The sequence below is a fragment of the Methanohalophilus sp. RSK genome (genome assembly GCF_003722075.1).
Classification (GTDB): Archaea; Halobacteriota; Methanosarcinia; order Methanosarcinales; family Methanosarcinaceae; genus Methanohalophilus.
Genome location: NZ_RDSK01000017.1, coordinates 57,886 through 81,094, shown reverse-complemented (window position 1 = coordinate 81,094; position 23,209 = coordinate 57,886). Strand labels below are relative to the sequence as shown.

The following is a 23,209-nucleotide window of genomic DNA, read 5'->3' as shown; positions in this document are numbered from 1 at the left end:
TACGTGTTTGTCAATCGCGACTTTCTTAAGGATCTCAAGGCTTTTGAGATTCCCACATGCCTGCGTGTCTGTGCAGGCACCGATGGTTCTGTCACCTTCCTGCTGGAGATCATGACACGCCACGAAGTTGAGGTGATTACCGAGGATCAGCATCTTGTAAAAGCCGATGAGGAGATGGCCGGGCTTTTGGATGTGGATGTGGGTGAAGAAGTGAATCATCGCACCGTGCGATTGGTATCGGATGGTGTCCCTTATGTTCATGCGGTTTCCCTCTCTCCGATTGGCCGTATGCCAGCAGAGGTTCGCAGGGACATGATGCGTGCCGATATACCGATTGGTAAGATCCTGCGTAATTACGGCATGGAAACCCGCAGGGACTTTGACACCATACAGATGGAATCCGATGATCCCCTTTTTGGCAGTCGGGAATATCTCTCAAGGACCTATCGTATTGTGCACCACAATGACACGCTCATGTGGATCAAAGAACGCTTCCCTGCAGATGGGCGCTGGCTGCTCTGAACCGAATCCGGAAAACCGAAAACTTATTATGGGATCACTCCTATTGAGGGGTCGCAGTCAAGAAAAGCGTGCCTCGGTGGCTTAGGGGTGTAGTGCGTCCTTGGTAAGGACGAGGTCGCGGGTTCGAATCCCGCCCGAGGCTTTTTGCTTGCAGTACAAAGCCCTCCTTTTAGAATTGATTTTATTACATTCATCTTTTATCTGCGGTATTGTTGAATGTTGAATTATTATTGTGGAAATATTCCTTATTTTCAACCTATCATATCAGTCTGAAAAATAGATTTCCACCATCTTTCTATCGTTGAGCCCAACTTTGACAGTTTTATTTTTAATCAACTGAATGTCTCTCTTTTTAGGTTCTATTCTAATCTCTATGTTTATCTTTTTTCTTCTAATCGTTCGCTAGCATCTTTTCTTTCTTCCATGCTTGTTTTTATAATTTTATCCATTTTTTGCCCCATTGATTTGACAGTATCACATAAGTCATTGGATTGTGTTTTTTCTGATTTTTGCCCATTTTTTGGACAAAGAATTTGACAGCATTGTTGAATCTTCTAAATAAGCCTCTTAGATCAATTTCATTTTGTTTTCAAGCAAAAAATATCCAAAAATAGCTTAATGGAATTTGACAGATGAGCATTATTCTTATGAACATAAGGGTTCAGCGAGTAAATTCAGGCCAAGTTTCTTGAAAATTGCATCCATTTTAAAGGAAAACCGATGAAATCGGAGTTTTTCACATGAAATTGTTTGAACTGTCAAATAGCTTTTCCTGACAAAAAAATGAAAATTTTGGGTTGAAAGAGAAGCCATTCTCTTCAAGATAGAGTAGAAACTGTCAAACTGGGGATACAATGCAAACAGCCTGCTGAAAAGTTACCATTCCCTATTTTCTCGGGAGCTACTTTCAACACATTGCAGGAACGAAATACCAGCCACCTGGTGAAACAAGTTACCATTCCCTATTTTCTCGGGAGCTACTTTCAACATTTTTCACCAATCTATGGTGAAGCAGTAGACAAGGGTTACCATTCCCTATTTTCTCGGGAGCTACTTTCAACACATTGCAGGAACGAAATACCAGCCACCTGGTGAAACAAGTTACCATTCCCTATTTTCTCGGGAGCTACTTTCAACTTTCAGGATGACTGACGGAAACATGGTACTTGGTCAGGAGTTACCATTCCCTATTTTCTCGGGAGCTACTTTCAACATAGAATATATTTCGATGTTTATCAAAATGATGATTGGTTACCATTCCCTATTTTCTCGGGAGCTACTTTCAACAACTCGATCAGGTTAAATCTAAGAAACAGGAATTAACGCAGGTGTTACCATTCCCTATTTTCTCGGGAGCTACTTTCAACTGATTTTACATGTAAGTTATGTGGAGAAACAGACACATGGGGTTACCATTCCCTATTTTCTCGGGAGCTACTTTCAACTTCTGCAGTTTTTCGGCCTCGGCCCGCATGGTATCGGTTACCATTCCCTATTTTCTCGGGAGCTACTTTCAACACACAAGAATGAAATATGTAATTGAATACACGGCATATCTAGTTACCATTCCCTATTTTCTCGGGAGCTACTTTCAACCCAAGAGACTCAATGAATTGAAGAAACTGGGTGCATCACGAGTTACCATTCCCTATTTTCTCGGGAGCTACTTTCAACTCACCAATCAGTTTTCTGACCAATGTTGATTTTCCAGTGTTACCATTCCCTATTTTCTCGGGAGCTACTTTCAACATCAATAAGAACAAAGTACCAAATAGAAGCAATCACCGTTACCATTCCCTATTTTCTCGGGAGCTACTTTCAACCCAAGAGACTCAATGAATTGAAGAAACTGGGTGCATCACGAGTTACCATTCCCTATTTTCTCGGGAGCTACTTTCAACTCTAACACAGAACGTGAGGCAGGAGATATAGAATACCGTAAGGTTACCATTCCCTATTTTCTCGGGAGCTACTTTCAACCAAATTTGTTTATGCAACAGTTTCCAACTATTGTTTGTTACCATTCCCTATTTTCTCGGGAGCTACTTTCAACAAAAAGAGTTCTTCGAAGGCCAATTCGGTGCATGCAGATACGTTACCATTCCCTATTTTCTCGGGAGCTACTTTCAACTATCGGATTCTGTTACAGTAGCCACGACTATATCGAGGTTACCATTCCCTATTTTCTCGGGAGCTACTTTCAACACATCTTACTTCAGATCAAAATGACGCGATGGATTTTGTTACCATTCCCTATTTTCTCGGGAGCTACTTTCAACACGTCCAACCGGACGAACAGTTAAAAGTGTATCATGTTACCATTCCCTATTTTCTCGGGAGCTACTTTCAACAAGAGATGCCCTCAAGAAATTCTATATTGATTTGAGGTTACCATTCCCTATTTTCTCGGGAGCTACTTTCAACCCTATGTTTTTTTCCTTTAAATTACTTTTGGAGGCATTAGAACACTTCTTTTTGAGGGGGTAGTGTACAGACCTCAATTTGTCAATACCCTTTAAAAAGGTCTGTACAATCGATAGCAGGAGAGACCATAAAATGTAACACTGTTACAACAAGTAAAACACTATCTGAAGGCTTCATAATAAAAATATTGATGAATATTTAATGTCCTTTTGAGGTTAAATTGAACTTACCATTGGCTTAAAATGATAATTTGTGTGTACAGACCTTCTTTTTGCTCAACCCCTTATAAAGGTCTGTACACATAGTTCATTGATCGAATTAAACCTATGACGTATTCATGATTTAAAGTCATATAGTTGCGTTCATTGCATTAATTCATGTAGAAATAACTCCCTGTACAGAATTAATGCAATAAGTTTATATGATTCCTCTTTTTATTATTTAGGATGTCATGATAACCACGGTTGTACAGGTGGATATATCCACTAAGCAAAATGTCAAGAAGAAGTTCATAGGTAGTGTATTCAGAGGCTGGCTTGGCTATAGCATGAAATGTGACACGAATAAAAAGTGTGAAGGTTGCAAGGATACAGAGAAGTGTCCGTATTTTATGGTGTTCAAAGAAAAAACAGGTGTCAGGCCATATTCAATTCTTGCTTTTGCAGATAAACAGAAAATCAGGGGGATAATACGTCTCTATGGCGATAAAAAGAAATTTGCACCTAAGATCCTCTCTTCTATCAAAAAGAATGAAAAGAATACTCATTTTGGTGGACAAAAATACAAAATCGATTTCATAAAAGCCTACAACCAGAATATCAAACCGATTAATACAAAGGATACAGTCAGAATAGCTACTGTTTCACCCCTCCATCTCACAAGCAATCAGGACATGGAGATAATACCGTCCTTTAACACTATTCTCAGGTCTAGCATTCGTGCTTACAATCGTATTGCAAAATATCACGATACGAACAACTATCCATTCCATGTCGGTGAAGATATAACTGAATCAGATGCCGAGATTGTCGATTTTGATATAAATACTGTGGAATATTCCCATGTAAACATAAATAACAAAAAAATGTTTTTCAGCGGAGTTGAAGGCTGGGTGGAATACGACACATCCGCTTTACCATCTGAAATAGGCACAATCCTGGGAATGGGTGAAGCCTTGCAGATTGGAAAACATACTGCCTATGGCTTTGGAGGATTCATGGTGACAAATAAGGAGGATACAAATTGAGTCAGAATATTGGGGTTAGTGATTGGTTCACTAAAAAAATAAAGGAAGATATTGATTATCCTGAACGGAGTGACAAATCACTGGATGTCTTCATTAACGATATCATAGGTATCCTGGATAATTCAAAAAAATTGAGTGATGCTGCAGACGGTATCTATGACAAACTTGAAAAATCAGAATTCATCAACAATATAAGTTCTGATTCTCGTTTTCCTATATGTTCCCTTTTCCATCACATGAAAAATACATCGGCTGTTGCAACATGCATTTTGTTTCAAAATATTGCAAAAGATAAGTCATATTTGGAGAAATGTCTGAAGGAATATGATATACAGGCCGATTATGCAGAAAAGGATCTTGTTTCTCTTTTAAGGATTGCTGCACTGTTACATGATATTGGAAAACCGCGCTCATCAAGTAAAAAGGTAAGGTATGGACCATATTATCATCATACCACTCAAACAAGAGAAATTCTGGAACACATACTTGAAAATACCAGTTCTAATCTTGTTGAAAAGTATGAATTGAATAAAATCATTCCAAAACTTGCAGCACAGCATCATTCAAGAGATACATCCACAAAACTGGAACGATTGCTCAGCAAAGCAGATACAGTGGCTTCGGCTGCAGACAGGATCAATGAAATTGACAGTAATCTGGAAAACGGAAATCTTCATCTTAAAAGCAAGGATAAAATTTTCCCGCATGAGATTAACTGTGATGCAAAGGATCTGAAATCTCTGGAAAAGAATCATACTACTGTACTGGGTAATGGAAGCACAATTGATTGCAAGGTTGAAATCAAAGACCCGACAGCAAACTCTGCGCAGCTGTTCTATGATTCTGTATGCTATGGAGGGCCTGTAAAATATCTCGGGAAACCATATCCTATATCGGGCAACATCGGTATTCTTTCTCTTGATGTAATGGGCATTCAAGGGTTCATAGGTGAAGCAGATAAACTCAATATGTTGAGGGGTGGAAGTTACTTTGTAGACAAAGTTCTCGAAGCAGCAAAAGAAGTAATTGCACATAAAGTATGTCCTGAAGCAGTTCTTTTCTGGGGAGGAGGCAATCTTCTCTCATTTATTCCAGCAACTGAAGATTATGAATGTGAATTAAAAGAGGCTATAGAAAAGAAAGTAAAGGATATATCAAACGATGGATTGCAGGCTGCGGTAATTACCTTTGAAGAAGAACTTGCAAACGTTGCGGGGCAGTTCAATGATACTCTGGAAAAATCCCAGAATGAACTTGAAACCAGGAAGAATGAGACAAGATCCAGACAGCCCATAAAGAATACAAAAAAGACATGCCAGTATTGTGCCAAAAGACCTGAAGCATCAAGTGGTGGTTCTTGTAATGTATGCAAGGAGAAAGATGAAAAAGGCAAATTGGCGAAGTATCGTCTTTTCAACAAATATATCAAGAATACTCATGATTGTTCCATACCCACAGAGCTTTCCCATCTTGGTGAATCGATCGGTGCACTGGTAATCGACGGTAACATGATGGGTAGATTATTCCAGCAGACGAGCACACCTGCAGAATATACCTATAAGAGTCACACCTTCAAGACCAAATTCGACAAAATACTGGAAGATTCAATAACCACTTTTCTTGATCAAGAACAGAATCTCAACCTGGTAAAGCATCGAAAAGAGGGTATTGAGTATCTTGGAATTGATGTACTCTATGCAGGTGGAGATGATGTACTTATTCTCATGAATGCAAAAGCTGTAATCCAGTTTGCAAGTCATTTGATTGAAAATGTATCTGAAGAGTTCATGTTTAAAAGAAAATTCTATGATACCACTACATTTGAGAATCCTACCGTAACCATTTCCTGTGGAATTGCAATTGCGGATAACAGTTTTCCTATCTATTTTCTGCTGGATGCAGCAAGAGAGATGGAATCCAGTGCCAAGAAAGAATTCAGGCAGAACACCAGCACAGATGATTACAACATAATCAAAATACCAAAAGGTGCCATGTCAGTCACAGCTGTAAGTTCTGCCATGCCTGGAAAGGACCAAATATCATTTGTTTTCCCTCATGATTCTCAAAGCAATGATCTCAAAGATCTTGAACAGCTAAACAGGATATTTGATATTGCTTTCTATCGGGAAAAATCTCGAACCCTCATCTCAGACCTGATTACATGTGGTAATTCAGAACATGAACGTTTGAACCTGATAAAATACATGTATTCATCTGTGCAGCGCAAAAGCAGTGACATAGATATTGATGATTGTGAATGGATGGCCGATACATTATGTAATGACAATCTGCTTTCGGCATCCCGTATGATCATACCTCATCTGTTACATGGGGAGGGGGAATAAAATGAATATTTGGAAAGTATCACTCAGAGCCACCAGTGATTTCCATACAGCAGGAAAATCCAGTGGGTCAACGATTGACTATCTGAAAAACAGTGAAGATATGCCATACATACCCGCTACTCATATCAAAGGGGTTATGCGAACCGAGGCAGAACGGATAATACGCACTTTAAAAGATGTCAATTGCTGGGTTACAGGTGACCCAGATCAAAAGGAAGTATCTGAAAAAAATAAGCGTAAAATTCGAAGCTGTAGTGATTTATCAGATGAAACTTGTGATGTCTGCAGGATATTTGGCACTCCCAATGACGATAATAAGTACACGGAAGGTAAAATTCGAGTAACTGATTTTGTCTATACAGAAGGGAATAAGAGTACATCTGCAAGGATGCATGTGTCTATAGATAGAGATATGCTTTCTAATACAGGTGGTGGATTATATCGAACAATTGCAGTACCTTCAGGCACTGTTTTTTCAGGATATTTCATAATCCGAAACTTAAGTGATGACGATAATAAATTGCTATGGGCTGCCCTGCATTCAATGTGTCATTATGGTCTTGGTGGTGAACGGTCACGTGGACTGGGTAGTTTTGAAGTTGCTGGAATTGAAAAGATCAAATATGAGCAATTTTGCACAGAGGTAGATTTATAATGAAAGTTTTAACGGCAACACTGAAAAACCTGGCACCTCTGCATATTGGAACAGGAAAAAAGACTGGAAATTTTTCAAAAACCCTTGAGTATATTCCAGGCCGAACAATACGGGGAATGGTGGGGTATTATCTATACAATAATAACAAATCTCTATTCGATGCCCTTCGCATCAATGAAGACGGGGATATGAGTCAAACTGGAGTGTTCTTCAAAAATGCTCTGCCGGTAAATGAAGGTAAGTCCACACGAGCCTGTCCTGTATCATTTAAGTGGTGCAAAAAATGTGGCCATATGATTGATCCTGACAAAATAGAGTGTACCAATACAGTGGAAGGCAGACCATGTTTGCATGAAGGGAAAAAACATGGAGGCTTTATTACTGCTGATTCTTTTGAAAAAGGGGAACTTGAAAGCGTCTCGGTGAATACACAGATTTCTACAAAATGTCCGATTACACGAGATGGTAATACAAGTCCTGGACCACATTATGAAATTGCTCCCTATAACATAGAGAGTATTGTAGAGGGTACAGAATTCGAATTCCAGTGTATTGTTGAAGATGAATATGTCGATGGCTTGAAAGAAGCATTGAATAACTCGGGTATATTTGGTGGACTGGGTGGTTTCCGTACCCGTGGATATGGAACTGTGACATTTTCCAATTTCAATGCAACTCCTGCATCTGATATGATTCAGGAAAAAGCCAGTAATATCTTGCAATTCAAGAATGCAATGATGGTTACTAATTCTCCAATGATTCTCAGGGATGGTGAAACTTCCATTATAGGCTTTGATGAGAATTTCGAACAATATGTTTCTAAGAGTTGTGACATTTGCGCCACTCAGGGAAATTTCAAAATTGTGAGTGGAGATAAGGGTTCACAGAAACTCAATGAAGGTATTGCACGTGGCTGGTCCATTAAAGAAGGTAACAAGGTTTCCGAGATCATTCCCTGTATTGGAATGGGTAGCTGTGCAGTGGTTGAAGGTGACCCAGAAGTCATGGCAACTCTGGAAGTCTATGGAATCGGGGAGATGATCAACAGTGGATATGGTGACGTGTATTTCATGGAGGGTCATCTATGAGCAGCAATTTGATCGAAATCAATCAATATGCCTGGGAACTGGCAACAATGGCCATGTGGAAAGCTGGAAGAGAGCTTAAAGCCTATTCTACCGACCAGATTCGCAGAATCGTAGCAGCTGGCAACTCAGGCAACATTAACGATATCAAGAATATTATATATCAATATTCACCTGCTCCTCCCCAGGGGAAGAAGGAGTACCAGGCTCAGGGTGAAATCCGCGCAAAACGCCAGAAAAATAAGGACTTTGGGAAATTTTTGGTTCAAGTCATATCTGAAAGAGATGTGGAATATATACAGCGTTTGTTACAATATGTATTATGGAATATAAAAATTCTTGAATATTCTTACAAGAAAGCTGGAGATAAATTTATAGATGAAATTGCTCTGGAGCTTGATTGTGAATATGTAAATAAAGAAAAGATTACGGGTAATTTAAAGCAATTCATAGATGATAACAGAAGGAAAGGTTATTCCAGGGATAAAAGGAGGAGATAATTATGACTGTTGAGTTCAATAGAGATGAGTTGGGGAGTATAGTTCTGGATTCGTATGAACTTATGCTGGAAATTCCATCTCCCAATAAAAAAGGAGATAAATACGAAATTCCTTCCAGGGGCAAACTGAAAAATCTTCCTGAAGCACTGCGGGAGTTTGAAGACCCACAATCTGCAATATTACATTTCACAAAAAGTGCGTCTTATTTTTTACCACGTTCTGATGCTAAATTGAGTGACTATTTGCAAATGTTGCTCTCCAAAGTTCAAAAGATACAAAGGGAAGAATCTGATCCTGAAAAAATCAGGGAAAGAATACGTTATCTTATAGGATACAGTAACTGGAGTATGGATGCGGTTTGTAATATATTCGGGATTTCTGCCAGTGATCAGCAAGTGCGTGAGAGGGTTCACACCATGGTCAATGCCGAACTTGGCCTTATTGACAGAAAAAAAGACGTTGACATAATCGTTGACAAAATTATGAAATGGAAATCAAACAATCCCAGGGGAAGATAATTATGTTCAGAAAACTGGTGGACAGAGCAATTTTGCAGTATAAGGTCACTACGAAATCCGATTTACATATCGGGGGTCACACTGCTGTTGAACCTGCAGAGGTTGATAATCCTGTAATCAAAAATACGGAAGGTTATCCAATTATACCAGGCAGCAGTCTGAAAGGTGTAATGCGAACCGAAGTGGAGCGATTGCTAAAAGGACTGGATATTAAGGTATGTGACATATTCGATAATAAGCAGCGTGGAGGCTGTAATGAGTGTCCAGTTTGCTACCTTTTCGGAGGCAAAGACCTGGCATCATCAATACGCATTAAAGATGCAGTTGCCGATCATAAAAAGACATCAATCAGGGACGGGGTGGCCATTGACCGCCAGACAAGGAAAGCACGCACTGGTGGTAAATATGATACAGAAGCAGTTCCCAGGGGTACAATATTCAAGGGAACAATAACAATAGAAAACACAGGAATTGAATCGGATGGTTATCTCTATGACCATGCAAAACTTGGTGGATTACTTGGTCTGATCGATTTTTTCAATGCATGCAGTGGAAACATAGGCCATGCTGCATCCCGAGGATTTGGGGAAGTGGAAATTGAAATCGAAAAACTCAGTCTGATTACAGCACAGGATTATCTTGACGGCAAATATAAAGGAAGCGAATATTCTCCACAAACTGATGAATATCAGGATTTAAAATCAAATGCTGCTGCTGACTGGTCCAAATATGTAAAGGAAGATAAGCATGTCTGTCAAGAGGGATGATAGTGACCGATTATAGCATCTTTCAAAATCGATGGCAAATAACTGCCAGGTTAACACTGGTTACTCCTCTGCGTATCGGTGGTGGACAAAATGCAGGCGCATATTCTCTCTCACAGAGTCCAGTACTGTTATCCTATGATGCCCAGACAAAAAAACCTGACCCGTATATACCAGGCAGCAGTCTTAAAGGTGTATTGAGAAGTACGGTTGAAAGAATAATACGTACTTTCAATGAAAACAAATCCTGCATTGCTGTAAGTAATAAAAGAGATAACAATTTGCTTTGTGGAAAAGAGGATTGTATTCCCTGCTCAATATTTGGTTCACAGGCAGAAGGTGCCAGTATAAGGGTACAGGATGCACATCTTTCTAATGAACTAAATCAGAACCTTGCTCTGGGAGAACGTCCACACTGTGCAACCATCTATAGCAAAAGAGAGCATGAATACGTGATGCAAACCAAAAGGAAAGGCAAAGGCCAAGTTCCAAGAATACATACTCGTTTTGAAGAAGTTATAACAGCAAACAATTCGTTTGATGTCACTATTAACCTTGATAATGCAAACGAGCAGGAAGTTGGTTTTGTATTACTTGCCCTGAATGAATTTAACCATAAGAGATGCTGTCTTGGAGGAGGGACATCTAGAGGAAACGGGTTTGTAGATGTAAATCGGGTTAGGGTTGCAAAAAAGATTGTTGACAATGATGATGATTCCTTGTTCCAGGTGAAGACAGAACAAATGGATCCTATTATGTTCTGTAATGCAGCAAAGAAGTACCTGAAAAATATAGATAACGGTGAGGATACAGATAGTAGAGATTTCGATGTATACTATCGTGCTTATTCTACCGATAAATTGGAAGGCAATGTGATTGTTCCTTATGAGATTGTTACAACGAAGGATTTCCAGATGCCAGGGGCAGATGAGGCTACCGTAACCAATCAAGGGGTACCAATAATACCAGGTTCAACCATCAAGGGATTCCTTCGACATACATTGATTTCTAATGGAGAGGATGCAGATACCATAGACGAGTTGTTTGGTGCCTCTGTGGGTAATAACCAACATCGTTCAAGGATTTTAATCTCCGATGCATTTCCACTAGAACAATTTGCCTCTAATGATATAATTCCTAAAAATACAAGACTTAAACTCTGGATGGTTTTTGATAATATTGAAAGACACGAAGTTGAACTTATTAGCAACATCCTGAAAAAAGAATGTACAATTACTGGAAAAAGTGTTGCCGATCCAAACAAAACGGGAAAATCTTCACGAAATGTTGTGAAATTTCATCCCGTATTACCAGAAAAATTTGAGGCAAACAAGTTCCTGGAATTAATGGTATAAATATGAAATACTGGTTGGCTTTTATTGGATCGAGCCCATTTGCTGTAATCAATACAATCTGGGCGGCCTGCAGGGAAGAGAGTTATGTGCCCGAACATGTGAAGTTCCTTACAAACAGGGAACTTAAAGAAGAGTGGAAGGACACTATTGGCAATTGGGTTCCCACACTTCTTGAAAAATATGGTGTAATCGACCCGCTATACTCCACCGAGAATATTGTAGAAACTGATTTTCAGATGATTCATAACAAATATCGTTCCCTTCTTTCTGAAATCGGTGAAAATGATGAGGTTGCTGTGGATATCACGCCTGGACGAAAATATATGTCAGCCATATCGATGGAAGTTGGACTGGAAATGGGGGTGGATCATGTATATTACATGCATCTGTCCGATAACAGGTATCAGAATTCTCCGTATCCTTTAATTCCAAAACATCGCCATGCCTTGATTGATATGAAGAAAGAATTCTATGATAATACATCGGTTGGGGAAGATGAATGATAATACCAAAACAATATTTGATTGGTTTGCTTAATGTTTTATCTGAAACTTCCAGCCAATTGAAGGTGGATTATCCTCCTCTGGGAAATCTTTTGGATATCAAGATTGGCGAAAAATGCGAAATAACTGCTATTTCCAGAGAAGATTTCAGAACAAGCAGAAGTAATGCATTACGTCTCTATCGGAATGATAATTTCTTGTCTCGGGAAATTCCTGATCATAATGACTTTAAAATATGTATGTATGCCTCATCCCTGTTAAATTCGGAAAATGAATCCATACTTGAACAAGAATTACAGGATGAAGGCAAACGTAACTTATTGAAGGGGGACAAGCCTCTTTTTATTGGATACGATACAAATTCCTTACGTCACAGAAGCAACCTTTTAGTTCAAAATGTATTAGCCAAATTGTCTTTGGCGAATTCTCCAAACATTGGTTTTTGTCTGAGTGAGACTGTTAAAAGAGAATTGCGTAATCAATGGGATGACAAACATAAAAAATCAGCTATCGACAAACTCTGTGCATTACATCCACAGGCTACACGTTTTCTGAACCAGCATCCTAAAACTGCTCGTATGGCCCGATTGGGTGCAGTAGAATACAAACATCTGATGACCCAACTAAATTGTGAAGAGATCAACGGGAAGGGTCGTGGGGATAATAATATCATTCAATCGTATGAATATTTCAGAGATAAGCGTAATGTGGACCTTCTTCTGATAAGTGGTGATAATGATTTTACTGCAATGGCACATGAGGAAAAGATACGTTCTGTGTACATGAAACAGCCATACAATTATGACACTAACTTCGAGTGTCAGTGGGAAGAGCTTGTTGAATTGCTTTACTGTATGGCAATAATTTTCGGTCATATACGTCTGGAACATATTGACATATATGGAATATGGACAGGCAAAAATGAGGACGATTGGGACGATTACAGAATTTCTGTTGAAACAGATGATCCTTCTATTTTCAAGGACCTGATCATTCTCGAACAAAGTTCCAAGTTGCTTATTTGATTTAAGGAAGTGCTTTATGATGGTTAATCAAAGAGATATAGAAAAAAGGGTAAAAGACAGTACAGATTGCCAATATGTACTGGACAGGATCTCGGATTTTGAAAATTCGGATGATAGGACCCAGCTGGTATCCATATCAAAGGAAATGTTTCCTTATGAGAAGAAGTATTTTCCAGAATACACAGGAAATTGTGACGTTTTGATATGTACCGTGGGGATGCGTGAAGCTCCTATTATTTTATCCCTGATTTCTGTTAAACCCAATAAAAGTATCCTTTTGCATACCCAGGGTTCAGAGCACGTGGCTGACAAAATCTTGGCTGATCCAGATATTGAAAAGTTGAATATTGAATTTGAAAAGGTAACGATTGATGATCTGGATGCTGTACATAATTATAAGGTATTAAAGAATAAAGTACTTCCGCAAATCGGCAATCGGCAGAATGTAAGAATTGATCCTACCGCTGGAAGAAAGATTATGGGTACTGCAGTGGGTTCATTTGCCTTCTTTTTCAGAATACCGATGATATATCTTCATGCCGAAGAAAAAATGGGTATCAGTGTTCCTTTTACGGGTAAGATCTGTGATATAGAGAATCCCTATGACTACTATGGGGATGTGGATATGCAGATATTGAAAGCAAATTTCGATAATGGGTATTTTGATGCTGCAGCAGAGGTATGTGAACAATTAAGAAGTAAAGTCAAGGATCTTGCTCTGGGTAAGAAACTGGATTTACTGCAGGATTTTATTCAGGTGTACTGTGACTGGGATAGGTTTTTGCATAGCAGTTTTGCTCCCAGTGCAAAGGAGAGAAAAGATGAATCCTATCTTTCAGGCAGGTTAAAATCCATTTGTGCAGATTGTGAAAGATATGGAATCAGGCTTGTCAGTGAAGATGACCTTAAACAAAACATTGAGTTCCTTGAGGAGATAGAAAATCACTGGAAACCTGGTGCCAATATCGTGGATAAATTCCGTTTGTTTGATCTTTTTCAAAATGCCCAGCGCAGGGCGATTCAAGGTAAGTATGATGATGCAACAGCCAGGTTATATCGCTGTCTTGAAATGTGTGCGGCTCTTTTAATAGAAAAAGAAGGCTTTTGCGACATTAACAAGATTGATTATGAAAAATTTGCAGCAGATCATGGTATGACGAAAGAGGATTTGTTTGCCAGGTTCAAAGAAATTTCTAATTTTGATAGTCCAAGGTCACCTCCAGGACTGAATGATATTATGACAATATTGCAGGTTATCAATGTTCCATCTGCACATATGTATGGTCGTATGAATAGTTCAGATGAGAACGGAGAAAACCTTAGAGACAAAAGAAATCGCTCTTTGCTTGCACACGGTACAAATCCAATTATCAGGGAAGATTACAATGTACTTGTTAATGGGACTGAAAAAATAATTGCCAGTACTCTTGGCAAAAAAGATTTCAAACAATTAGCCAGACAGTCTGATATCCCCAAACTGCTGATCTGATATGAAATCCTCGACACCATCTACCCTCCATATATCTGGATATGGAAAAAAGTTGAAAAAACGTAATAATTCACTGGTGGTGGAATGGAAAGAGGGAGAGAATTCTGAAAAAGCATCTTTCACCCCATCCAAACTTGAGGATGTGATACTTTCAGGAGAGCATTCCATAAGTACTGGTGCCATAAGATTGCTTTTCGAGAATAATGTAAGCCTGTCTTGTATGGATAGTTTTGGAAATCCAATCGGGTACCTGTTTCCACATGCATACTGCCAGTATATGGACATATGGGAAAAACAGCTTTCAATAGATTCTGTTCATAAACTCGATATTGCTAAAAATATATGTCTGGCAGGAGCAACTAACAAAAAGAGTATACTGCAAACGATACAAAACAGTCGGAATATAGAATTGGGAGAGTTTGTTGCCAGTATTGAAAATATCATAGATAAGATGTATGACGTATCCCATACAGATTCTCTGATGGGGTATGAAGGCAGTGCTGCAAATGCATATTTTGAGGCTCTGAAACTGATTATTCCTGCTAGATTTGAATTCGAACGCAGAATAAAACATCCTTCCCCTGATCCTGTAAATGTGTTGTTAAGTTATGGATACGGTATTTTGTATTCAAAAATACGTGCATCCATTAACAAAGCCAAACTGAACCCATACCGTGGTGTGCTTCATTCGAATTACAGAGATCAGGAAGGACTTGTGTACGATCTGATTGAAGAATTCAGGCAACCTGTTGTAGATAGAGTTGTACTTACCATGATTGGTAGAAATCAGGTGCATATTGATTATTTTTCACAGGAAGATGGATTTTGCAGGATAGACAATAGTTTCAAGAAAATCTTTGCAAATATGATTTTTTCCCGACTTGAAAGCGAGACGATCTACAGGGATGGAAAGAAGACTTTCCAGGACATTATTGACCTGCAGGCCATCGAGTATCAAAAGGCAATTGTTGAGGGTTACGAGTATGAACCCTTCATGTACAGAAGGAGGTGATTATTCCTGCCTTCAAAATATATTGTTGTGGCATATGATATTGAGAATGACAGGACAAGATTGCAGATTGCCGATATACTTCAATATTATGGTTTAATGAGGATTCAGTATAGTGTTTTTGCAGGAGAAGTTCCTTCGAATAAAATAAATGAATTGTCCTCCCTACTTTTTGGCAATAGTTTAGCAGAATCAGATACTATCACAATATTTCCTTTATGTAAGGAATGCCAGGATAAGGTTATCACATCAGAACCATTGCCTCAGGAAATCAAACATCTGTCATTATGATGTACAGACCTTTATAAAGGGTTGGGTCAAAAGGAGGTCTGTACACACAAATTATCATTTTAAGCCAATGGTAAGTTCAATTTAACCTCAAAAGGACATTAAATATTCATCAATATTTTTATCATGAAGCCTACAGATAGTGTTTTACTTGTTGTAACAGTGTTGCATTTTATGGTATCTCCTGCTATCGATTGTACAGACCTTTTTAAAGGGTACTGACAAATTGAGGTCTGTACAACACCCCCTCAAAAAGAAGTGTTCTAATGCCTCCAAAAGTAATTTAAAGGAAAAAAACATAGGGTTGAAAGTAGCTCCCGAGAAAATAGGGAATGGTAACTTATTCCCGAGGTTACTGAGAAGGATAAGATTAAGTTGAAAGTAGCTCCCGAGAAAATAGGGAATGGTAACCCTAGAACTTAGAGTGACATGTATCCCGGCTTTATTGTTGAAAGTAGCTCCCGAGAAAATAGGGAATGGTAACTTCTGCCGGATTGACCGCAGCAGCTGTCAAGGATGATGTTGAAAGTAGCTCCCGAGAAAATAGGGAATGGTAACAGAACTGTAAATATTACAGGAGAAACGCACATACCTGTAAGTTGAAAGTAGCTCCCGAGAAAATAGGGAATGGTAACTGATTAGTGAAAGGTTGCCTTCAATGCTTTAAGGTGTTGAAAGTAGCTCCCGAGAAAATAGGGAATGGTAACCCCGCACGGCGTCGCCGAGACCCTCGCTTATAGCCTGTTGAAAGTAGCTCCCGAGAAAATAGGGAATGGTAACTGTATGGATCAGCGTGTATTTCTGCATCCATTTTCAGGTGTTGAAAGTAGCTCCCGAGAAAATAGGGAATGGTAACTTTTTTCCAGAAACACCCCGAGGATGGTAAGTAATGTTGAAAGTAGCTCCCGAGAAAATAGGGAATGGTAACTTTAAAACTCCGTCCTTGTCTGTATAGTCACGTCTGCGTGTTGTTGAAAGTAGCTCCCGAGAAAATAGGGAATGGTAACATTTATATCACCGTGCTCGGGGTGATGTTTGTTTGTTGTTGAAAGTAGCTCCCGAGAAAATAGGGAATGGTAACATTGAATGCAGCCTGCATGTTCTGTGCGGGTATTTCCTGTTGAAAGTAGCTCCCGAGAAAATAGGGAATGGTAACCGGTAGAAACAGTGATGTAAACGGAACTGTGCAGAAATGTTGAAAGTAGCTCCCGAGAAAATAGGGAATGGTAACAAATCAACGATCTTCTATGAAGGAGAGTGGATCACTGTTGAAAGTAGCTCCCGAGAAAATAGGGAATGGTAACGATACATATCTGCAAGAAAATTTATACATTCATCAAAAGTTGAAAGTAGCTCCCGAGAAAATAGGGAATGGTAACTTTTGATTACTTCCAAACCGAATCACTGCCTTTTTCAATGGTTGAAAGTAGCTCCCGAGAAAATAGGGAATGGTAACTAATTGATGATGATGGTCCTGACATTGCGATATTCGTGAGTTGAAAGTAGCTCCCGAGAAAATAGGGAATGGTAACCAACATGGGCATTCAGTTCCACCATATTCAATCTGTTCACAGTTGAAAGTAGCTCCCGAGAAAATAGGGAATGGTAACATGAAGAACTCCTTGTCGACCGCTTCCCCATATACAGGTGTTGAAAGTAGCTCCCGAGAAAATAGGGAATGGTAACGTTTCTGGGTCAGTTCACCCACATTTTCATTGATCCATCTGTTGAAAGTAGCTCCCGAGAAAATAGGGAATGGTAACACAATTACAAGAGCAATTACAGCAATTACAAGAGCAATTACAGTTGAAAGTAGCTCCCGAGAAAATAGGGAATGGTAACTTTGCTAGAAGTAGCATCATGGTGAGTTCCACGATGTTGTGACTTCTGTTGAAAGTAGCTCCCGAGAAAATAGGGAATGGTAACTACCTCTGTTGGTTCAATTCTCATTTGTGTGGATGAGTTGAAAGTAGCTCCCGAGAAAATAGGGAATGGTAACGTAATATCCAATATCCAATATCCAGTATCCAATATTGTTGAAAGTAGCTCCCGAGAAAATAGGGAATGGTAACCCGCACAACCGTTTTTTTCCAGCTCCTGTTCAAATTGTTGAAAGTAGCTCCCGAGAAAATAGGGAATGGTAACTGCTCGTGCAGCCTTGCCACCAAAGGCCATACCTGCAGTTGAAAGTAGCTCCCGAGAAAATAGGGAATGGTAACTCCAAGAGGATAAATACTACAGCACATTGCAAGTTGGTGTGTTGAAAGTAGCTCCCGAGAAAATAGGGAATGGTAACCTAACCTCTTAAAGTTTATTTTCTACTAAAATAATTAGGTTGAAAGTAGCTCCCGAGAAAATAGGGAATGGTAACCCTCATTATTTCATACATTGATTGCCAGGAATTCCCGTTGAAAGTAGCTCCCGAGAAAATAGGGAATGGTAACATTAGAAATAAATGATAGTTCAAAACCTTCATCCAGTTGTTGAAAGTAGCTCCCGAGAAAATAGGGAATGGTAACTTATTATATGATTGATTTTTTTCTCGTTTTTTGCTTTCAGTTGAAAGTAGCTCCCGAGAAAATAGGGAATGGTAACACATTGCAAATACTATTTCAATGATAGCCCTTTCTGTATCTTGTTGAAAGTAGCTCCCGAGAAAATAGGGAATGGTAACCACTTTCCTTCAAACGTTTGATTTGCTGTTTCATTGGTTGAAAGTAGCTCCCGAGAAAATAGGGAATGGTAACTTATCAACTACGAAGATCTAACCCCTGAAATGGATCTGATGTTGAAAGTAGCTCCCGAGAAAATAGGGAATGGTAACAGAGAGAAAGCCTTCCCCCTGCAAACCGTGGCAGATAGGTTGAAAGTAGCTCCCGAGAAAATAGGGAATGGTAACTTAACAAATGTGTCAATCTTTTTTGATAACTGCATTATGTTGAAAGTAGCTCCCGAGAAAATAGGGAATGGTAACCAACAGTACCTCTTGACTAACGGTATTCAGGATTGCGTTGAAAGTAGCTCCCGAGAAAATAGGGAATGGTAACCAATTTTGGATTCGAGCCCTCTAATTAGACTCATCTTGTTGAAAGTAGCTCCCGAGAAAATAGGGAATGGTAACTGCAACCAGTTTATAATGCTGCATATCTTCTGCACCAGTTGAAAGTAGCTCCCGAGAAAATAGGGAATGGTAACGAATCTATATAGTATTTCACTGTACTAAATTGTACCGTTGAAAGTAGCTCCCGAGAAAATAGGGAATGGTAACTCACAACTGTATTATAGTCAATTATTTCTGGCATATTTTGTTGAAAGTAGCTCCCGAGAAAATAGGGAATGGTAACACAAATAATTTTGGTCGACTGCCTGCCGACGAAATCCCGTTGAAAGTAGCTCCCGAGAAAATAGGGAATGGTAACTCCTGTGCGCTGACCACAATTGCATAATCGCGTCTATTGTTGAAAGTAGCTCCCGAGAAAATAGGGAATGGTAACATAGTGCCTAAATCCTTATCAGAGACCATTACCGTATGTTGAAAGTAGCTCCCGAGAAAATAGGGAATGGTAACATGCGGAACAATGCACGTCCGTCTGCCGGCTTAAATTGTTGAAAGTAGCTCCCGAGAAAATAGGGAATGGTAACGGTAAATACTGGAGAGAAAAGATCTGGCTGAAATCGGGTTGAAAGTAGCTCCCGAGAAAATAGGGAATGGTAACGTTCAGGTTCTTTATTTTCTTTGATTTCTGTATCTGTCAGTTGAAAGTAGCTCCCGAGAAAATAGGGAATGGTAACTACTTGATAGAAGAAAAGACGCATTCGGTATCAAACCGTTGAAAGTAGCTCCCGAGAAAATAGGGAATGGTAACAGATCCTTTAGATCAGATTCTAGTTTTATTCTGCCATACTCATGTTGAAAGTAGCTCCCGAGAAAATAGGGAATGGCAACTCAATCAGCACAGATTATGATACAGTTTGTGCATGATTGGTTGAAAGTAGCTCCCGAGAAAATAGGGAATGGTAACAGTGTGTAGCACAACCGTCGCCGATACCATTCTTTTCGGTTGAAAGTAGCTCCCGAGAAAATAGGGAATGGTAACAATTTTAATCTGGTCCTGTAAAAGAGACTGTCGGAAAAGTGGTAAAATCGAAAATTTCAAGCAATGACTGAAAGTCAAACGCTATGCTGTGTTGCACTGTATTTAATGGATATGTTATAATTTTCTTGAATATGGGCTTTTCCGACAATCTCAATTATAGGCAACTTCATTTTCTTACCCTCCAATAATCAGAGCCATCCGAAGAGTCTCTGGAAAAGCCCTGCTTTTTTCACTTCCACCCTGGCCTGGAGGGCATCTGAATATTCTGTATCCCCATCAAGATTTTCGTATCTTAGTGTGGTATCGATTCCATAGTCCTTCGCTACAGCTTCACTATCTGCCTTGATTTTAATCTTTGCAACCGCAGTACTGCCTGGATCCATTGTGAAGAGATACGCCATATCGTCGGTTGTGCTTAAAGGATCCGAAGGATTGACAATCAGCTTAACTTCTCTTGCCTCTTCCTCACCGGTGTTCATTACTGTTATTTCAATAACTTCCTCTCCACCAGGATAAAGGCTTCCTGTTGTCTTTACAATTTCAAAATCTGCCTGCTTGTTGACGATGATCTTTAAAGTCTGGTTCTGAGCCATTGTACCATACCAGTGATTTACATCGTAGGTCTGGTCAGTCACATTGGCATCTTCTACCTGCACATTTTTCTGATAATCATAGGCAATATCCAGATAAAGATTGTATTCACCTGCTTTGGCATTCTTATCTATCTTTATATCGAATTTTGCCGGTGAAAGTGAATTCTGTCCGCTCTTTATGGAACCCAGCTGCTGGCTGACGGATTTGATTTCGATGGGGCTGTCCGGATCGGTTGAAAGAGAAGCAACAATTCCTGTAGCTTCCACCACATTGCTTTCAAGCTTCATTTCTGTCTGAGCGGCAAAAATCTCGTCTCTGTCCCTGGGAGTCCTGTCACTTTTGAAGCCAAGAAGTTTGCCTTTGTTAACAAGATCGATGTTCAGGGTCACCGTCTGACCCCTGTCAAATTCATTGCTTCCTATTATCGTGGCGCTGAGATACGGGCTGCCATACACATCGTAGAAGTTCATCCCAAGATCAAAACTCTGGGGATAATTGTAATTATCCGGCGTGTCATAGGCTCCTGCAAGACCTGAGAACATCAAGATCAATAGAATCGAGGATATCATTACATTCTTCATTTTCATATTATGCTTCCCTCCTGAATAAGTGAACACCTGAACTGAAAGTAATGAGTGCAAACAGAGTTAGAATTATTAAATCAGTTGATATAGCGCTTAGTCCCTGACCTTTTATCATTATTGTTCGCATGGCATCGTTTGCATAGGTAAGAGGCAAACAATAGGCGATGTAGCGCATCCAGTCAGGAATCGAACTTAAGGGGAAAAAGACTCCTGTGATAAACATAGATGGAAGGGTGAACAGCAGGTTGAGCTGGAAAAAAGACTCCATATCATCCACCCTTGTAGACATGACTATACCCATACCCACACCTCCCAGTGTGAAAATGGTGAGTACCAGGGCAACAAGGAGCCAGCTTCCATTCATATGAAACCCCACGAGGAAATAAGCTGCAAGTATCAGGATAACAGCTCTGGCTAGCTGTAATATAAGCTGGTAAATCGTTTTTCCAAGAATTACAGATCTCCTGCTTACGGGAGTCATAAGGATACGAACAATGGTACCATCTTCCTTTTCACCTGCAATGGCAGAACCTGTAGTTGCAACAGAACCCATGAAAATGGTAAGAGCTATGACGGCAGGTGTAAGGAAATCGAGATACTCAAGATTTCCGTAAATATTGGGAATATCAAGGGAAACGGGTCCTGGCCGTGACATAAGCTGCTGCATGAAACTTATGATAATACCACTTGTAGTGGGGTCCGATGCGTCAGTAAGAAGAGTCAGCGTCACATCGTCGTTTTTAATCAGTCGTTCACTATAGTCATGCGGAATAAGCAAAACGGCTTTGTATATCCCGGCATCTATTTTACTTTCAGCTTCTGCCTGCGACATGTCCCTAGTGTATGTAACTGTAAACATCGGATTTCCGTTGTAGCTGGATGTGTAAGCCCCTATTTCCTGTATAAGGGAAGCTGAATCTGTACCTGTATCATCATTAACTATCAAAATAGGTGCATTCTTTACGGTTCCGCCCATACCATAACCAAAAAAGATTATCATAATTATTGGAAAAAGGAACAAAGGGACCATAAGTGCTTTCTTCCTTGAAAGCTGCCTTATCTCTTTTACAGTTATTATCCATGCATGCCTGAGTTCATTCTTTACTGTCATTTAATCACGCACCTCAGCGCCTGTAAGACTAATAAATACATCTTCCAGATTATCTGACCCTGCCTTTTCTTTCAGACTCTGCGGTGCATCCAAGGCCACAAGTTTACCCAGGTTCATGATAGCAACCCTGTCACAGAAATTGTTTGCCTCTTCCATATAATGGGTAGTAAAGACCAGTGTTTTTCCTTCACTGTTGAACTTCTTTGCAAGTTTCCATATTGATTGCCTAGTCTGAGGGTCAAGGCCGGTCGTGGGTTCGTCCCAGAATATGATCTGTGGGTCGTGTAATACTGCGCAGATAACCGAAAGGCGTTGTTTCATACCACCAGAGAATCCTCCTGTATATCTATTTGCATGGCTTGAAAGACCCACAAGTTTCAGGTAATATTCTATTCGTTCTTCCATGAGATTTTTAGGTACATCATAGAGCATGCCCATTAGCTCCAGGTTTTCTTTTGCAGTCAGATCAGGGTACAGACTGAGTTTCTGGGGAACTATGCCTATGACAGGTCTTATTTTTCCATCTTGTTTATATACATCAAAACCTGCAACCTTTATGCTGCCACTTGTGGGTTTTACCAGTGTTGTAAGCATGGAGAATATGGTTGACTTGCCGGCTCCGTTTGGCCCTATCATACCAAATATTTCCCCTTCCATTATATCGAAACTTACATCGTCCACTGCGATTATTTTCCTTCCCCTTGAATGGAATATTTTCCTGAGGTCTCTGACCTCAATTATTGGATTCAAACTGATCACCGGTTTGCTTATTAGCGGGATTTAAAATTGCATGTACGAATATATCTGTAAATATTTCAACCTCTTCTTTAATGTCACTTACAAAGGTATCATCAACACCTTCCCGTACCATTGATTTATCAACAAAACCCTATAAAAACAATACTGTAGAATGAGAGTTTACCATTATTTTAACATGTGATAGATACTAACTTTATAGTCCACACATCTAATATAATGTTATTTCTGTTTTTGTCAGTCGTTTTGTCCGTTGTGTCTGTCTCCTGGAATTGTCTCCTATGTCATTAGTCTGTCGTTGCATTTGTCTCCTGAATTCATGTAGAAAACAGCACAAAA

Annotated in this window: 18 protein-coding genes, 1 tRNA gene and 2 CRISPR repeat arrays; of the genes, 15 read left to right on the top strand and 4 right to left on the bottom strand. The window is 39.5% G+C overall.

The window, feature by feature from the left end; genetic code table 11:
- The first annotated feature begins 3 nt into the window (after positions 1–3).
- The 15 genes from EFE42_RS09850 (at position 4) to cas2 (ending at position 15,731) form a co-directional block, all read left to right on the top strand.
- The gene (locus tag EFE42_RS09850; RefSeq protein ID WP_123137068.1) at positions 4–522 is read left to right on the top strand and encodes a chorismate pyruvate-lyase family protein; all 519 of its coding nucleotides are present in this window, start codon (positions 4–6) and stop codon (positions 520–522) included.
- 70 nt (positions 523–592) lie between these two features.
- Positions 593–664, top strand: a tRNA-Thr gene (locus tag EFE42_RS09845).
- A 733-nt stretch (positions 665–1,397) separates the two neighbouring features.
- A CRISPR array of direct repeats spans positions 1,398–2,946; the repeat unit is 37 nt; unit sequence GTTACCATTCCCTATTTTCTCGGGAGCTACTTTCAAC.
- 451 nt (positions 2,947–3,397) lie between these two features.
- On the top strand, positions 3,398–4,192 hold the full coding sequence (gene cas6 / locus EFE42_RS09840) for a CRISPR system precrRNA processing endoribonuclease RAMP protein Cas6 (protein WP_123137067.1): 795 nt from the start codon (positions 3,398–3,400) through the stop codon (positions 4,190–4,192).
- Positions 4,189–6,537, top strand: a complete 2,349-nt coding sequence (locus EFE42_RS09835; RefSeq protein ID WP_123137066.1) for an HD domain-containing protein — start codon at positions 4,189–4,191, stop codon at positions 6,535–6,537. The genes cas6 and EFE42_RS09835 overlap by 4 nt, the downstream gene beginning before the upstream one ends.
- Position 6,538: 1 nt before the next feature.
- Positions 6,539–7,192 (top strand): RAMP superfamily CRISPR-associated protein, encoded by a 654-nt coding sequence (locus EFE42_RS09830; protein ID WP_158599233.1) that lies wholly within the window; start codon positions 6,539–6,541, stop codon positions 7,190–7,192.
- Positions 7,192–8,280: an RAMP superfamily CRISPR-associated protein gene (locus EFE42_RS09825; protein WP_123137064.1), complete on the top strand. Its 1,089-nt coding sequence runs from the start codon at positions 7,192–7,194 to the stop codon at positions 8,278–8,280. The genes EFE42_RS09830 and EFE42_RS09825 overlap by 1 nt, the downstream gene beginning before the upstream one ends.
- Positions 8,277–8,777: a hypothetical protein gene (locus tag EFE42_RS09820; protein ID WP_123137063.1), complete on the top strand. Its 501-nt coding sequence runs from the start codon at positions 8,277–8,279 to the stop codon at positions 8,775–8,777. The genes EFE42_RS09825 and EFE42_RS09820 overlap by 4 nt, the downstream gene beginning before the upstream one ends.
- A gap of 2 nt (positions 8,778–8,779) precedes the next feature.
- Entirely contained in the window at positions 8,780–9,295 is a 516-nt protein-coding gene (locus tag EFE42_RS09815; protein ID WP_123137062.1) for a hypothetical protein, read from the top strand.
- A 2-nt stretch (positions 9,296–9,297) separates the two neighbouring features.
- The gene (gene csx7 / locus EFE42_RS09810) at positions 9,298–10,062 is read left to right on the top strand and encodes a CRISPR-associated RAMP protein Csx7 (protein WP_158599232.1); all 765 of its coding nucleotides are present in this window, start codon (positions 9,298–9,300) and stop codon (positions 10,060–10,062) included.
- Positions 10,063–10,064: 2 nt separating this feature from the next.
- Complete coding sequence (locus tag EFE42_RS09805) at positions 10,065–11,414, top strand: RAMP superfamily CRISPR-associated protein (protein WP_158599231.1); 1,350 nt, start codon at positions 10,065–10,067, stop codon at positions 11,412–11,414.
- 2 nt (positions 11,415–11,416) lie between these two features.
- A complete protein-coding gene (locus EFE42_RS09800; protein WP_123137059.1) occupies positions 11,417–11,917 on the top strand; it encodes a hypothetical protein in 501 nt (166 codons plus the stop codon).
- Complete coding sequence (locus EFE42_RS09795) at positions 11,914–12,942, top strand: hypothetical protein (protein ID WP_123137058.1); 1,029 nt, start codon at positions 11,914–11,916, stop codon at positions 12,940–12,942. Before EFE42_RS09800 ends, EFE42_RS09795 begins: the two co-directional genes overlap by 4 nt.
- A gap of 16 nt (positions 12,943–12,958) precedes the next feature.
- A complete protein-coding gene (locus EFE42_RS09790) occupies positions 12,959–14,431 on the top strand; it encodes a TIGR02710 family CRISPR-associated CARF protein (RefSeq protein ID WP_123137057.1) in 1,473 nt (490 codons plus the stop codon).
- A 1-nt stretch (position 14,432) separates the two neighbouring features.
- Positions 14,433–15,443 carry a CRISPR-associated endonuclease Cas1 gene (gene cas1, locus EFE42_RS09785; RefSeq protein ID WP_123137056.1) on the top strand — a complete coding sequence of 337 codons (1,011 nt, stop codon included), beginning with the start codon at positions 14,433–14,435 and terminating at the stop codon, positions 15,441–15,443.
- A 27-nt stretch (positions 15,444–15,470) separates the two neighbouring features.
- Positions 15,471–15,731 carry a CRISPR-associated endonuclease Cas2 gene (gene cas2 / locus EFE42_RS09780; RefSeq protein WP_158599230.1) on the top strand — a complete coding sequence of 87 codons (261 nt, stop codon included), beginning with the start codon at positions 15,471–15,473 and terminating at the stop codon, positions 15,729–15,731.
- A 300-nt stretch (positions 15,732–16,031) separates the two neighbouring features.
- Positions 16,032–19,825: direct repeats of the CRISPR family, unit length 37 nt; unit sequence GTTGAAAGTAGCTCCCGAGAAAATAGGGAATGGTAAC.
- Between the two features lie 188 nt (positions 19,826–20,013).
- On the opposite strand, the gene EFE42_RS09775 is transcribed toward cas2, so the two are convergent.
- From EFE42_RS09775 to EFE42_RS10575, 4 genes are read right to left on the bottom strand one after another with little or no spacing between them, the layout of a single operon-like run.
- The gene (locus EFE42_RS09775) at positions 20,014–21,006 is read right to left on the bottom strand and encodes a COG1361 S-layer family protein (RefSeq protein ID WP_123137054.1); all 993 of its coding nucleotides are present in this window, start codon (positions 21,004–21,006) and stop codon (positions 20,014–20,016) included.
- 1 nt (position 21,007) lies between these two features.
- Positions 21,008–22,114 carry an ABC transporter permease gene (locus EFE42_RS09770; protein WP_123137053.1) on the bottom strand — a complete coding sequence of 369 codons (1,107 nt, stop codon included), beginning with the start codon at positions 22,112–22,114 and terminating at the stop codon, positions 21,008–21,010.
- Positions 22,115–22,864 carry an ABC transporter ATP-binding protein gene (locus EFE42_RS09765; protein WP_199724127.1) on the bottom strand — a complete coding sequence of 250 codons (750 nt, stop codon included), beginning with the start codon at positions 22,862–22,864 and terminating at the stop codon, positions 22,115–22,117.
- The gene (locus EFE42_RS10575) at positions 22,848–22,985 is read right to left on the bottom strand and encodes a hypothetical protein (protein WP_158599229.1); all 138 of its coding nucleotides are present in this window, start codon (positions 22,983–22,985) and stop codon (positions 22,848–22,850) included. The genes EFE42_RS09765 and EFE42_RS10575 overlap by 17 nt, the downstream gene beginning before the upstream one ends.
- Between the last annotated feature and the right edge of the window lie 224 nt (positions 22,986–23,209).

Coding starts and splice junctions, on each gene's coding strand:
- csx7 (WP_158599232.1), top strand. CDS start 9,298: ATGTTCAGAAAACTGGTGGACAGAGCAATTTTGCAGTATAAGGTCACT.
- EFE42_RS09820 (WP_123137063.1), top strand. CDS start 8,277: ATGAGCAGCAATTTGATCGAAATCAATCAATATGCCTGGGAACTGGCA.
- EFE42_RS09790 (WP_123137057.1), top strand. CDS start 12,959: ATGATGGTTAATCAAAGAGATATAGAAAAAAGGGTAAAAGACAGTACA.
- EFE42_RS09800 (WP_123137059.1), top strand. CDS start 11,417: ATGAAATACTGGTTGGCTTTTATTGGATCGAGCCCATTTGCTGTAATC.
- EFE42_RS09815 (WP_123137062.1), top strand. CDS start 8,780: ATGACTGTTGAGTTCAATAGAGATGAGTTGGGGAGTATAGTTCTGGAT.
- EFE42_RS09775 (WP_123137054.1), bottom strand. CDS start 21,006: ATGAAAATGAAGAATGTAATGATATCCTCGATTCTATTGATCTTGATG.
- EFE42_RS09830 (WP_158599233.1), top strand. CDS start 6,539: ATGAATATTTGGAAAGTATCACTCAGAGCCACCAGTGATTTCCATACA.
- cas6 (WP_123137067.1), top strand. CDS start 3,398: ATGATAACCACGGTTGTACAGGTGGATATATCCACTAAGCAAAATGTC.
- EFE42_RS10575 (WP_158599229.1), bottom strand. CDS start 22,985: ATGGTACGGGAAGGTGTTGATGATACCTTTGTAAGTGACATTAAAGAA.
- EFE42_RS09770 (WP_123137053.1), bottom strand. CDS start 22,114: ATGACAGTAAAGAATGAACTCAGGCATGCATGGATAATAACTGTAAAA.
- cas1 (WP_123137056.1), top strand. CDS start 14,433: ATGAAATCCTCGACACCATCTACCCTCCATATATCTGGATATGGAAAA.
- EFE42_RS09825 (WP_123137064.1), top strand. CDS start 7,192: ATGAAAGTTTTAACGGCAACACTGAAAAACCTGGCACCTCTGCATATT.
- EFE42_RS09795 (WP_123137058.1), top strand. CDS start 11,914: ATGATAATACCAAAACAATATTTGATTGGTTTGCTTAATGTTTTATCT.